We start from the raw sequence: 12,704 nt of genomic DNA, 5'->3' as shown, positions 1-12,704 counted from the left end.
CTGCATGTGGTCAGCACCGGACGGTTCGGCCCGCCCTTCGTTGTCGTTTCGAATTCGCTCAGGCGGCCGCCAGATCGCGCTCGCGCTGGATCACCTCGGACGCCAAGCGGATATAGGCCTGACTGCCCGGGCATTTCATGTCGTAGAGGATCGCCGGCTTGCCGAAGCTCGGCGCCTCCGACACCCGCACGTTGCGCGGGATGATCGTCTCGTAGACGTGGTCGCCCATGTAGGAGCGCACGTCGCGCACCACTTGGCTCGCCAGATTGTTGCGCCCGTCGAACATGGTGAGAACGATGCCGTGCAGCGACAGGGCGGGGTTCAGCGTGTCGCGCACCTGCTCCACCGTTTCCAGAAGCTGGCTGAGCCCTTCCAGCGCGAAGAACTCGCACTGGAGCGGCACGAGGATCGCGTCCGCCGCCGCCATGGCGTTGATCGTCAGGAGGTTCAGCGAGGGCGGGCAGTCCACCAGCACGAAGTCGAACTGGGTGCCTTCCTCGCCGTGGAAATGCAGCGCGTCGCGCAGGCGATAGGCGCGCCCCGTGGCGTTGGAGATCTCCATCTCGACACCGAGGAGATCCAGCGTTGAGGGCACGACCGACAGGTTCGGAACGGCCGTCGCCATCGCCGATTCCGAGATCGAGGCGTTCTCGACGAGGACGTCGTAGGACGAGGTCGCGCGGTCCTCCCGGTCGATGCCGAGACCCGTGGAAGCGTTGCCCTGCGGGTCGAGGTCGATCAGGAGCGTGCGCTTGCCGATCGCCGCCAGCGCCGTCGCCAGATTGATCGCGGTCGTGGTCTTGCCGACGCCGCCCTTCTGGTTCGCGACCGTAATGACGCGCATACGCGGAACGGAAAGCGTGTCCATGTTCTGTCGTCTCCAACCCGGGCGCGGTGCGCGCGAGCGTCATTCCAAAGGCCGGCGGGTTTAGGCGATCCGCTGGAGGGAGCGGATTTCCAGGACCACCGAGCCATCCTCGACGGGTGAGGGATGCTTTACCATGTTAGAACGCCAATGGGCAGCAGCTTCCGCGATTTCGCTCTCGTGCGAGCGCCCCTTGAGGAACCAGAGAATGGTGTCCTCACGCTTGTGCGGGGCAACGAGGGAGAAGAGATCGGCGAGCGAGGCCAGCGCCCGGGCGCTGATGCCGTCCGCCGCTGCCAGCACGCCTCCGCAGCCCTCGATCCGCTCCGCATGGACCGTCACCGGAAGGTTCAACTCGCGCGCGGCCGTGCGCAGGAACGCTGCCTTCTTGTCGTTGCTCTCAATGAGATGCACCGACCCGCCCTCACGCTCGGCCATAAGAATACCGAGAACGATCCCCGGCAGTCCGGCACCCGAGCCGAGATCGACCCAGCGCGAAACAGCTTTCGCCTTCTCGCCGAGGACCAGACCGTCTTCGATATGGCGCGTCCAGATTTCCGGCACGGTGGAAGGCGCGATCAGGTTAATGCGTGCCTGCCACGTGCGTAGGAGAGTGACATAGGCGTCCAACCGCTCCACTGTTTCACGTGAAACAGCGTTGCGTGACAGGACAGCGGAGCGCTCTTCGGCAAGCTTCGCCTCCGTCGCCGCCTTGCCCATGCGGGGACGGGGAGGGGTCGAGCGCTTCGGGGAGGCGGCGGGGCGAGCCGCCTTTCGATCAAGCGGCTTGCGCAAGGTCCACCTTTCGAAGGGCGACGAGGATCAGGGCGAGGGCGGTCGGCGTCATCCCGTCGATGCGCTCGGCTTCGGCGACCGTCGTGGGCCGACGCTCCGTCAGCTTCTGGCGAAGCTCGTTCGACAGGCCTTTGATGGCGGCGAAATCGAGCGTTTGCGGAATGGCTCGCGCCTCGTCCCGCTTCAACTGCAACTGGTCGCGGCGCTGGCGATCGAGATAAACGTCATAACCCGCCTCGATTTCGATCCGCTCCCGAACCGATCCTTTTATATCCTGGATTTCCGGCCAAACCTTGATGAGCATATCGAGCGAAATGTCGGCATGCGACAGGAGCAGCCACGCCGTTCGCGTGCGTCCATCCTGATTGACCGGTAGCCCGTTGCGGGCGGCCTCGGTCGAGGTCAGCGACAGGGATTCGAGGCGCTTGCGCGCGTCGGTCAGCGCCAGTTCGCTGGCCTCGAACAACGAGCGGCGCCTGCCGTCCACCAAACCCCACTCGATCCCGAGCGGCGTCATCCGCCGGTCGGCGTTGTCGGCGCGCAGCGACAGGCGGAACTCGGCGCGGCTGGTGAACATGCGATAGGGCTCGGACACGCCCCGGCTCGTCAGGTCGTCCACCATCACGCCGAGATAGGCGTCGGAGCGGTCCACCACGACGGGCTCGGCCCCGCCCGCGCGGCGCGCCGCGTTGAGCCCGGCGAGCAGCCCTTGCGCCGCCGCCTCCTCGTAGCCCGTCGTTCCGTTGATCTGCCCGGCGAGGAACAGGCCTCGCGCCGCGCGCACCTCCAGCGAGCGGGTAAGCTCGCGCGGGTCCACATGGTCGTATTCGATGGCATAGCCGGGCTTCAGGATGGCGACGCGTTCGAGACCCGGAAGCGATCGGAGGAAGGCCTCCTGCACGTCGGCGGGAAGCGATGTCGACAGGCCGTTCGGATAGACCGTCGGGTCGTCCAGCCCTTCCGGCTCCAGAAACACCTGATGCCCGTCGCGGTCGCCGAACTTGACGATCTTGTCCTCGATCGAGGGGCAATAGCGCGGGCCGACGCCTTCGATATCCCCGGAATAAAGGGCCGAGCGGTGGAGGTTGTCGCGGATGATCTGGTGGGTCTCGGGCGTCGTGCGGGTGATGCCGCAGTCGATCTGCGGATTGTCGATCCGGGTCGTCAGATACGAGAACGGGTAAGGCTCGTCGTCCGGGCGCTGCATGTCGAGCCCGGCCCAGTCGATCGTACGCCCGTCGAGCCGCGCCGGCGTACCCGTCTTCAGGCGGCCGAGGCGCAGGCCGAGGCGGCGCAGCGTCACGGACAGCCCAAGCGAGGGCTTTTCCCCAACGCGCCCGGCCGGGATCTTGGTGGTGCCGATGTGGATCAGGCCGTTCAGGAAGGTGCCGGTGGTGATGACGGCCGCGCCGCAGCGGATGCGCCGGCCGTCCTCCAAGACGACGCCCCGGACGCGGTTGCCCTCATCTAGATCGAGATCGAAGGCATCGCCCTTGACCACCCGCAGCCCGGCTTGCGCGCGCACCGCGGCCTGCACCGCCGCCTTGTAGAGCTTGCGGTCGGCCTGGGTGCGAGGGCCGCGAACGGCCGGACCCTTGCGTCGATTGAGGAGGCGGAACTGGATACCGCCCCGGTCGGCGGCCTCGCTCATGATGCCGCCGAGCGCATCGATCTCGCGCACGAGATGGCCCTTGCCGATGCCCCCGATCGCCGGATTGCAGCTCATCGCGCCGACCGTCTCGAAGGCGTGCGTCAGGAGAATGGTGGACGCCCCGGCGCGCGCGGCCGCGCTTGCGGCCTCGACGCCCGCGTGTCCGCCGCCGATCACCACGACGTCGGCGACGAGTTCGACTGGTTCCTGTGTCATGGGACAAGGGTTAAGCCTTGGCGCCGCCGGGCTGTCAATCGATGCCGTACGAACGCGATGCGGTCAGGGTGCGAGCGGCGGGGTCGAGGAGGGCGTCGTCGGAACCGGTCGCAGGCGGGCCATGATGAAGCAGTCGACATAGGCGCCGGCGCGAAGGGTGGACTGGCGCGCCCGCCCCTCGATCTCGAAGCCGGCCGAGCGGTAGAGCGAGACGGCCGGATCGTTGTCGACCTGGACGTCGAGTTCGAGCCGCAGGAGGCCGAGCCAATCGTCGGCCAGATCGAGGAGCGCGCACAGAAGGGCGCGGCCGATGCCGCGGCGGTGGAAATCGTCGTGGACGCCCATGCCGATCGCCCCGACATGCGCCCGCCGCCCGGCGTCGCGATGGAGCGAGGCGGTGCCCACGATCTGCGGGCCGATTTCGGCCACGAGGAGGGTGAGGTCCGACCGCCCCTCGAACAGGCGGCGCCGGACCTTGTCGCCGGTCTCGAAGGGCAGGCGCAGCGTGCCGAACCGAAAGGCCGGCAGGTTGCACAGGGCCGCGATGCCGTCGGCATCGCCCGGCTCGGCGCCGCGGATGACGAACGGGTCGCTGGGGACGGCGGCTGGTCTCGGCATTCGACCACGATCCAAGGACGCCCCCCAGTTCCAGGGGCCGCGCCCCTACTTGCCGATACAGAACTCGGAAAAGATGACGCCAAGAAGGTCCTCGACGCCGGTTCGCCCCGTCAGGCTCCCGAGCCGGTCGGCGGCAAGGCGAAGGGTTTCGGCGGCGATTTCCGGGGGGAGGGTCGTATCGAAGTCCCGGAGGAGGCCAAGCGTGCCCGCGATGATCTCGCGATGGCGCTCGCGCGCCGGCAGAACGGCGGCGGGGTCGCCCACCGCCGCGCCGGCATGGGCGGCGATGCGCGCGATCAGTTCGGGAAGACCCGCGCCCGTCTGCGCCGATATGGCAAGGTCGGCGTCCGGCCGGGAAGCCGTGTCGCCGAGATCGGACTTGGTGCGGATGCGCAAGCTCGGAATAGCCGGATCGAGCCCGAGGTTTTCGTTCGTCCCGCCCGGCTCAGTGAGATGAAGCACGAGCCCGGCGGCCTCCATCGCGGCACGGGCGCGCTCGATGCCGATGCGCTCCACGGCGTCGCCGGCCTCGCGCAGGCCCGCCGTGTCGGAAAAGCGCACGGGAATGCCGCCGAGGTCGAGGCGCAGCTCGATCACGTCGCGCGTTGTGCCGGGAACGGGCGAGACGATCGCGACCTCGCGCTCGGCCAGCGCGTTGAGAAGGCTGGACTTGCCGGCGTTCGGCGCGCCCGCGATCACGACGTGGAATCCGTAGCGCCAGATTTCGCCGCGCCGGGCGCCGGAAAGGCTCTCCTCCATGTCGGCGAGGAGACGCGCGATCTCGGCGGCGACCCCTTGCGAGACGTCGTCCGACACGTCGCCTTCGTCGGAAAAGTCGAAATCGGCCTCCAGCAGCGCGCGGGCGTGGAGAAGGCGGCGCATCCAGCCGTCGGCCAACTGGCGCATGCCGCCGTCGGCCTGCGCCAGCGCCTGGGCGCGCTGGCCTTGCGTTTCGGCTGCCAGGAGATCGGCAAGGCCTTCGGCTTCCGTCAGGTCGATCCGCCCGTTCTCGAAGGCGCGGCGGGTGAACTCGCCGGCCTCCGCCAGTCGGATGCCGGGAAGGCGGGTGAGGGCAGCCAGCATGGCGCTCGCCACCGCTCGCCCGCCATGAATGTGAAACTCGGCGAGATCCTCGCCCGATACCGAGCCGGGCGCGGGGAAGAACAGAAGGAGGCCCCGGTCGATCGGCGCGCCATCGGCACCCCGAAACGTGCGCAAGACCGCGCGGCGCGGTTCGGGAACGCCGCCCGAGAGGTTCTCCATCGCCCCGCGCGCCGCCGGCCCGCTGACGCGCAGGACCGCGATGCCGGCGGGCAGGGTGCCGGACGACAGGGCGGCGATCGTGTCCGTCATGACACCCCGATCACCTCGGCGTCGCAGGCGACGCGAAGCGCGTCCGGCACCGTTTCGAACACGTGGAACGGCGTGCCGGCGGCCGCCCAGACGAAGGGAAACGCGAGGAGGTCGCGGTCCATGAAGGTGCGCAGCGGCGTGGGGGCCCCGAGCGGCGCGACACCGCCGATGGCAAAGCTCGTGGCGTCCCGCACGAAATCGGCGTCGGCGCGGCCGAGCGCCTCGCCGATCACGGCGCCGACCGCCTTCTCGTTCACCCGGTTGGCGCCCGACACGAGAAGCAGATAGGCGGTGCCCGTCTCCTTGCCCCGGAAAACGAGGCTCTTGACGATCTGCCCGACCGAGACCGACACGGCGGCGGCGGCTTCCTCGGCCGTGCGCGCGATGGTCTGCGTTTCCACCACGCGAATGGCAAGGCTTTTGGCGAGCGCCGCGATCTCGACGCGGCGCACCGCATCCGGTCGGCTCGGCTGGTCGGTCATGGCGGGGCTGGCTCCTGTCCTGTTCGCCGGGCTCTAGCACTCCGTTCGCGCACGAAAAAGGCCGCCGTGTCGCCACGGCGGCCTTCGGAAAGGGGAAATGTCCCCCCTTACGTGTTCATCGAGTCGAAGAAGTCCGCGTTGGACTTGGTCTGCTTGAGCTTGTCGTTGAGGAACTCGATCGCGTCCGTGGTGCCCATCGGCGCCAGGATGCGGCGCAGGACGAAGATCTTCTGCAGGTCCTGGCGCGGCACGAGGAGGTCCTCCTTGCGCGTGCCGGACTTGAGGATATCCATGGCCGGGAAGATGCGCTTGTCGGCGACCTTGCGGTCGAGCACGAGCTCGGAATTGCCGGTGCCCTTGAACTCCTCGAAGATCACCTCGTCCATGCGGGAGCCCGTGTCGATCAGCGCGGTCGCGATGATGGTGAGCGAGCCGCCTTCCTCGATGTTGCGTGCCGCGCCGAAGAAGCGCTTGGGGCGCTGGAGGGCGTTGGCGTCGACGCCGCCCGTCAGCACCTTGCCGGAGGAGGGAACCACCGTGTTGTAGGCGCGGCCGAGACGCGTGATGGAATCCAGAAGGATCACCACGTCGCGCCCGTGCTCGACGAGGCGCTTGGCCTTCTCGATCACCATCTCGGCGACCTGGACGTGGCGCGTCGCCGGCTCGTCGAAGGTCGAGGACACGACCTCGCCCTTCACCGAGCGCTGCATGTCGGTGACTTCCTCCGGCCGCTCGTCGATGAGCAGCACGATGAGGTAGCACTCGGGATGGTTGGCGGTGATCGAATGGGCGATGTTCTGGAGGAGCACCGTCTTGCCGGTGCGCGGCGGGGCGACGATCAGCGCGCGCTGGCCCTTGCCGAGCGGGGCGACGAGGTCGATCACACGGGCCGACAGATCCTTCTTGGTCGGATCCGGATTCTCCATCTTGAACCGCTCGTTCGGATAGAGCGGCGTCAGGTTGTCGAAGTGGCTCTTGTGGCGGATCCGCTCCGGGTCGTCGAAGTTGATCGTATTGACCTTGAGAAGCGCGAAATAGCGCTCGCCGTCTTTTGGGGAGCGGATCGTGCCTTCCACAGTGTCGCCGGTCTTCAAGGAGAAGCGGCGGATCTGGGAAGGGCTGATGTAGATGTCGTCGGGGCCCGGCAGATAGTTGGCCTCGGGGCTGCGCAGGAAGCCGAAGCCGTCCTGCAGCACCTCGACGACGCCCTCGCCGATGATCTCGACATCCTGCGCGGCCAAGCGCTTCAGGATGGCGAAAAGCAGCTCCTGCTTGCGCAGGACGGACGCGTTCTCGACCTCGTTCTCCTCGGCAAAGGCGACGAGCTCGGCGGCGTTCTTGTTCTTGAGGTCCTGGAGTTTGATCTCGGACATGGAAATAGGGCTCCACCCCATCCGGGCCGTCAGGCCGCTCGGCGATGGGGGCGTAAATCAACGGGGGATGGGCTCGGCCGGAACAGCAAGGCGAGGGGTTCGGCAGAAGCAGACGGGACGATCGGCCATGCCGCGTCGCGCCTTGAGGCGGGATAGACGAAGAATCCTATAGCGGACCCGCCGACGCCCCGCAAGATGGGATCGGAGCGGGCGGGGCGCGCGGGTATCTAAGCGGAGGAGGCCTGCGCTTCGAGCCCCAGGCGGTGCAGGGCATCCTCCACCACCGCGTCCGGCGCCTGCGCGACCGACACGCGCACGCCTTCCTCATCGGCTTCCAGCGGCTGGAAATCGGCGAACTGCGAGGCGAGGAGCGAGGGCGGCATGTAGTGCCCCCGGCGCTTTTCCATCCGCTCGCGGATCACGTCCATGTCGCCTTCCAGCTCGACGAAGCGCACATGCGAGCGTGCCTCGCGCAGGGTGTCGCGGTAGCGGCGCTTCAGCGCCGAGCAGGTGATCACGACGCTCGCCCCCGCGTCCGCGCGCTCCGATATCCAGTCGCGGATGGAAGCCAGCCACGGCGCCCGGTCCTCGTCGTTCAAGGGAACGCCCTCCCGCATCTTCTCGATGTTGGCAGGGGGATGGAACTCGTCGGCTTCCGCGAAACGCCAACCGAGGCGCGCGGCAAGCCCCTTGGCCGTCGTGGTCTTGCCCGTGCCCGACGGCCCCATCACGACGAGACAGGTGGGGCGGCCGGAAACGGGGGAAGGCTGGGACACGGGAACGGACGCGGCTCCATGGAACGGACGACACCCAAGATCGCGCCGCTCCGCCGAAAGGCAAGCACCGCCGCCCGTCAGAACGGCTTCACCACCACCAGGATCACGATGGCGACCATGAGAAGCGCCGGCACCTCGTTGACGATGCGCCAGTGTCGACTGGTCTTGGTGATCTCGTCGCGCTCGAAGCGCTTGCGCGAGGCCGACAGATAGCCGTGCACACCCGACAGGAGCACCACGAACAGAAGCTTGGCATGCAGCCAGCCGCCCCGGAACGCATAGACCTCGTAGGCCAGCCACAGTCCCGCCACCCAGGTCACGATCATCGCCGGGTTGATGATGCCGCGCATCAGGCGCCGCTCCATCACCTTGAACGTCTCGGCCTGCGCCGAGCCGACGCCCGCCTCCGTGTGGTACACGAAGAGGCGCGGCAGATAGAGCATTCCCGCCATCCACGAGATCACCGCCAGGATATGCAGGCTCTTTACCCAGAGCTCCGCTTCCAGCGGAACGAACCCGAACAGCACCACCGCCAGAACCAGCCCGCCCGCCAGCGAAACCAACAGCGACCGATCCTTCGCCACCTCCGAAGACCCCTGAACGCTCATCGACCAACCACCCTCATCATCTTCCAACCTGCCTAATCCAGAACCCTTCCAAACAAAAGCCGACGCTTTGTCCAAGGGCATGGGGCGAGGGTTGGCGGACGGGTGGCATGGGGCTCAGCCCCAAACCCCGCCAGGGGAAATGATTTCCCCTGGACCCCTCTTCGTTGGGGATGTGTCCGAGATCAGGGAGGGCCGCTGGCCCTCCCCGATCTCGGAAATAAGTCCAAACGAAAAGAAGGGTTCGGGAATTCCTTCCCGAGCGGGGACCGGGGCGGCAGCCCCGCCATTCCATCCGCTACCCGCGCCGCACGCGTTCGAGCAAGGCTTCGACGTGGGCGATGGGGGCGTTGGGGGTGATGCCGTGGCCGAGGTTGAAGACGAGGGGGCCGGCGCCGAGGCGCTCGAGGATGGTGTCGATGCCCTCGTCGAGCGCTCGGCCGCCGGCGATGAGGCGGAGGGGGTCGAGATTGCCTTGGACGGGGCCGGATTTTTGGAGCTCGGCGGCGTGAGAGAAGGGAACGGACCAGTCGAGGCCGAGCGCGTCGACGCCGGTGCCCTCGCGGTAGGCCTGGAGGAGGGGGCCGGCGCCCTTGGGGAAGCCGATGATGCGGGCGCCGGGGACGGCCGCGCGCACGCGATCGACGATCACCTTCGTCGGACGGATCGAGAAGCGGTGGAAGGACAACTCGTCGAGGACGCCAGCCCAGGAATCGAAGATCTGGACGCAGTCGGCCCCGGCCTCCAGCTGGCGGATCAGATATTCGGCGCTCATCTCGGCGAGGAGGGCGAGGAGTTCGTCCATCGCCTCCGGGTGCTGGTAGGCGAAGAGGCGGGCGGGGGCTTGGTCGGGCGTGCCGTGGCCGGCGATCATGTAGGTCGCCACCGTCCAGGGCGCGCCGCAGAAGCCGATGAGGGCGGTCTCAGGGGGAAGCTCGGCGCGCAGGCGCGCGACGGTCGCGATCACCGGGGCGAGGTGCGTTTCGGCGCGGCTCGGATCGAGCGCGGCGATCTCGTGGGGGGCGATCGGGTCCATCTGCGGCCCTTCGCCTTGCACGAAGCGCACGTTGCGCTGGAGCGCGTCGGGGATCACCAGGATGTCGGAAAAGAGGATCGCCGCATCGAAGCCGAAGCGCCGGATCGGCTGGAGCGTGACCTCGGTGGCGAGATCGGGATTGTAGCAGAGGTCTAGGAAGCCGCCGGCCCTGGCGCGCGTCTCGCGGTATTCCGGCAGGTAGCGCCCGGCCTGGCGCATCAGCCAGACGGGGGGCGGAAACACCGTCTCGCCGGCGAGGACGCGCAGAAGCTTTCGCTCTTCCATGAAGGACCTTTCGAAACCGGGAGGATTGTCGGAGCAGGGATGCCGCCCCTCGGGCGCCCCGTCCAGTGCTTTCTCAGAAGGGTTGGCGGCGGGCGCCTCCGGTTCGGGAGATGGGCCGCAGAGGTTTTCCCGTCCTCCCCTCTTAGAAAAGAAATCCATGAAAAGAGAGATTCTGATTCTATGAGTCGGTGGATCATGGGAATTCACAGGGGACACCGGAAAAGGCTGCGAATGCCCGGCCGCACCGCGATCGTTTCGCAGCCGTTGGAAACCCTTGGAGCGCATGGGTTCTGGCTTTCCGAAGCGAGTGTAGCGGAAGTGGGAAAGACCCGCTTTTCACAAGCACTCGTCCACAGGGGGGATGGGGTGCCGATCTGTGGATGACGGCGGGGTTTTCAAAAGGGGCGAAAATTCGCTCCAAGGCTTGACGGACCTTGTCCGCTGATTCCCACAGAGGCCCCGGAATCACGGGGTTTTCGCGGGGGCTCCCTTGCCACGAGGGGCCGAATCGAGTCCGTCCGCCAGGCTCTCGGGCTTTCCGAAGCGGTGTCCGCTCCCGTATGAACGGGGAGGGCTCGCGAGGAAGGATCGCTCGATGACGCAAACCCTCATTCTGGCATCCGGCAGCCGCCACCGGCAGGCGCTTCTGCGACAGGCCGGCATCGAGGCGATGGCGGACCCCTCGACGCTGGACGAGCGGTTGGTGGAAGCGCCCCTGAAGGATTCGGGCGCGACGCCGGACGAGGTGGCGCTGGTTCTGGCCGAGGCGAAGGCCGTGGACGTGTCCGAGCGCCATCCCGGCGCCCTGGTGATCGGCGCCGATCAGGTCCTGTCCGTCGGCGACGAGGTGCTGCACAAGCCGGCCGATATGGAAGGGGCGCGGCGCACGCTTCTCAAGCTGTCGGGGCGCACCCATCATCTCGACTCCGCCGTGGTGCTCGCCAAGGACGGCGAGGCCGTGTGGCGCCACGTGTCGCGCGCCTCGATCACCTTTCGCGAGTTGAGCCCCCCCGAGATCGGGCGCTATCTCGCGGTGGCCGGCGATGGGGTTCTGACGAGCGTCGGCGCCTATCAGGTGGAAGGATTGGGGATCCGGCTGATGAGCCACATCGAGGGCGATCTCTTCACCATCATCGGCCTGCCCATGCTGCCGCTTCTGGCCGAGCTCCGATCGCGGGGCGCGATCGATGGCTGACACGCCACGCGCCTTCGTCACCGGCTGGCCGATCCACCATTCCCGCTCGCCGCTGATCCACAACACCTGGCTGCGCGAGCTGGAACTTCCCGGCTCTTACGAGCGGATCGCGGTGCCGCCCGAAGAGTTCGGCGCCTTCCTCGGCGGTCTGCGGGCCGACGGCTTCGTCGGCGGCAACGTCACCATCCCCCATAAGGAGGCGGCGTTCGCGGCCTGCGCCCGGCGCGACGGCGCGGCCGAGGCGATCGGGGCGGTGAACACCTTGTGGTTCGAGGGGGACGCGCTCGTCGGCGGCAACACGGACGCCTACGGCTTTTCCGCCAATCTCGACGAGCGCCTCGCCGGTTGGCGCGAGGCCGGCTCGGCGCTGGTGCTGGGGGCGGGGGGCGCGGCGCGGGCCGTGGTGCATGCCCTGAAGGGGGCCGGCATTCCCCGCATCACCGTCCTCAATCGGACGCAAGCGCGCGCCGAGCGGCTGGCGGCCGAATTCGGCGTCTCGGCCGACGGCGAAGCGGCGTTCGCGGCGCTGGCGGGCGGGGCCGATCTCGTGGTCAACACGCGCGCACCCAATTCGGACGGCGCCCAGGCCGACGCGCGGGCGCTGGATGCCCTGCCCGCCAGCGCGCTCGTCACCGACATCGTCTATGTGCCGCTCCAAACGCCGATCCTGGAAGCCGCCGTCGCGCGCGGTCTTCGAACGGCGGACGGTCTCGGCATGCTTCTCCATCAGGCGGTGCCCGGCTTCGAGCGCTGGTTCGGTCGTCGTCCCGAGGTTCGCGGGACGCTTCGCGAGGCGGTGATCGGCGATATCGCGGCGCCGGCGGGATGATCGTTCTCGGCCTCACCGGCTCGATCGGCATGGGCAAAAGCACCACGGCCGCCATGTTCGAGGCGCTTGGCGTTCCCGTCCACTCGGCGGACGCGGCGGTACATCGGCTCTATGCCGGCCGCGCCGCGCCGCTCGTCGAGGCGCGCTTTCCCGGCACGGTGCGCGACGGCGTCGTAGACCGGGCGGCGCTCGGCGCGGCGGTCATCGGAAATCCGGAGGCGCTGGCCGCGCTGGAAGCCCTGGTGCACCCGCTGGTGCGCGAGGAGGAGCGCGCCTTTCTCAGAACCGCGCGCGGCTCGGGCGCGCCGCTCGCGGTTCTCGACATCCCGCTCCTGTTCGAAACGGGAGGCGAGGGGCGCGTCGACCGGACGCTCGTCGTTTCCGCGCCGGCCGACGTCCAGCGCGCCCGCGTCCTTGCGCGCCCCGGCATGAGCGAGGCGAAATTCGACGCCATCCTCGCCCAGCAGATGCCGGACGCGGAGAAACGCCGACGGGCCGATTTCGTGATCGACACGGGCGATGGACTGGACGCGGCGCGCGGCGCCGTCGCCGCCCTCGTGGAAAGCCTCACCCCCCGAACTTGAGGCTTGCGCCGCGCGCCCGCGCGTCCGACATGGAAAGGCGA

The 12,704-nt window shown here is 68.2% G+C and carries 13 protein-coding genes; 3 read left to right on the top strand and 10 right to left on the bottom strand.

Annotated features, from left to right (window positions below):
* Nucleotides 1-58 precede the first annotated feature (58 nt).
* The 10 genes from H7A85_RS17325 to hemE all read right to left on the bottom strand — a co-directional run bounded on the left by H7A85_RS17325 (nucleotide 59) and on the right by hemE (nucleotide 10,055).
* Entirely contained in the window at nucleotides 59-868 is an 810-nt protein-coding gene (locus H7A85_RS17325; RefSeq protein ID WP_244631255.1) for a ParA family protein, read from the bottom strand.
* Nucleotides 869-928: 60 nt separating this feature from the next.
* Entirely contained in the window at nucleotides 929-1,660 is a 732-nt protein-coding gene (gene rsmG / locus H7A85_RS17320) for a 16S rRNA (guanine(527)-N(7))-methyltransferase RsmG (protein WP_182087218.1), read from the bottom strand.
* On the bottom strand, nucleotides 1,644-3,527 hold the full coding sequence (gene mnmG, locus H7A85_RS17315; RefSeq protein WP_182087217.1) for a tRNA uridine-5-carboxymethylaminomethyl(34) synthesis enzyme MnmG: 1,884 nt from the start codon (nucleotides 3,525-3,527) through the stop codon (nucleotides 1,644-1,646). The genes rsmG and mnmG overlap by 17 nt, the downstream gene beginning before the upstream one ends.
* A 63-nt stretch (nucleotides 3,528-3,590) precedes the next feature.
* The gene (locus tag H7A85_RS17310) at nucleotides 3,591-4,145 is read right to left on the bottom strand and encodes a GNAT family N-acetyltransferase (protein WP_182087216.1); all 555 of its coding nucleotides are present in this window, start codon (nucleotides 4,143-4,145) and stop codon (nucleotides 3,591-3,593) included.
* 45 nt (nucleotides 4,146-4,190) lie between these two features.
* Nucleotides 4,191-5,498, bottom strand: a complete 1,308-nt coding sequence (gene mnmE, locus H7A85_RS17305) for a tRNA uridine-5-carboxymethylaminomethyl(34) synthesis GTPase MnmE (RefSeq protein ID WP_182087215.1) — start codon at nucleotides 5,496-5,498, stop codon at nucleotides 4,191-4,193.
* On the bottom strand, nucleotides 5,495-5,980 hold the full coding sequence (locus tag H7A85_RS17300; RefSeq protein ID WP_182087214.1) for a YbaK/EbsC family protein: 486 nt from the start codon (nucleotides 5,978-5,980) through the stop codon (nucleotides 5,495-5,497). Before H7A85_RS17300 ends, mnmE begins: the two co-directional genes overlap by 4 nt.
* Before the next feature lie 107 nt (nucleotides 5,981-6,087).
* Nucleotides 6,088-7,353 (bottom strand): transcription termination factor Rho, encoded by a 1,266-nt coding sequence (gene rho, locus H7A85_RS17295; protein ID WP_182087213.1) that lies wholly within the window; start codon nucleotides 7,351-7,353, stop codon nucleotides 6,088-6,090.
* 227 nt (nucleotides 7,354-7,580) lie between these two features.
* The gene (locus H7A85_RS17290; RefSeq protein WP_182087268.1) at nucleotides 7,581-8,081 is read right to left on the bottom strand and encodes a gluconokinase; all 501 of its coding nucleotides are present in this window, start codon (nucleotides 8,079-8,081) and stop codon (nucleotides 7,581-7,583) included.
* 125 nt (nucleotides 8,082-8,206) lie between these two features.
* Nucleotides 8,207-8,737: a protoporphyrinogen oxidase HemJ gene (hemJ, locus tag H7A85_RS17285; protein WP_182087212.1), complete on the bottom strand. Its 531-nt coding sequence runs from the start codon at nucleotides 8,735-8,737 to the stop codon at nucleotides 8,207-8,209.
* A gap of 295 nt (nucleotides 8,738-9,032) precedes the next feature.
* Nucleotides 9,033-10,055, bottom strand: coding sequence for a uroporphyrinogen decarboxylase (gene hemE, locus H7A85_RS17280; RefSeq protein WP_182087211.1), 1,023 nt, complete (start codon nucleotides 10,053-10,055; stop codon nucleotides 9,033-9,035).
* Between the two features lie 595 nt (nucleotides 10,056-10,650).
* Between hemE and H7A85_RS17275 the strand changes: the two genes are divergently transcribed.
* From H7A85_RS17275 to coaE, 3 genes are read left to right on the top strand one after another with little or no spacing between them, the layout of a single operon-like run.
* On the top strand, nucleotides 10,651-11,250 hold the full coding sequence (locus H7A85_RS17275; protein ID WP_182087210.1) for a Maf-like protein: 600 nt from the start codon (nucleotides 10,651-10,653) through the stop codon (nucleotides 11,248-11,250).
* Complete coding sequence (locus tag H7A85_RS17270; RefSeq protein ID WP_182087209.1) at nucleotides 11,243-12,079, top strand: shikimate dehydrogenase; 837 nt, start codon at nucleotides 11,243-11,245, stop codon at nucleotides 12,077-12,079. The genes H7A85_RS17275 and H7A85_RS17270 overlap by 8 nt, the downstream gene beginning before the upstream one ends.
* Nucleotides 12,076-12,663 (top strand): dephospho-CoA kinase, encoded by a 588-nt coding sequence (gene coaE, locus H7A85_RS17265; RefSeq protein WP_182087208.1) that lies wholly within the window; start codon nucleotides 12,076-12,078, stop codon nucleotides 12,661-12,663. Before H7A85_RS17270 ends, coaE begins: the two co-directional genes overlap by 4 nt.
* The last annotated feature ends 41 nt before the right edge of the window (nucleotides 12,664-12,704 follow it).

It is taken from the genome of Aureimonas sp. ME7, assembly GCF_903970965.1.
GTDB lineage: Bacteria > Pseudomonadota > Alphaproteobacteria > Rhizobiales > Rhizobiaceae > Aureimonas.
This window is presented reverse-complemented; position numbering and strand designations above follow the sequence as displayed.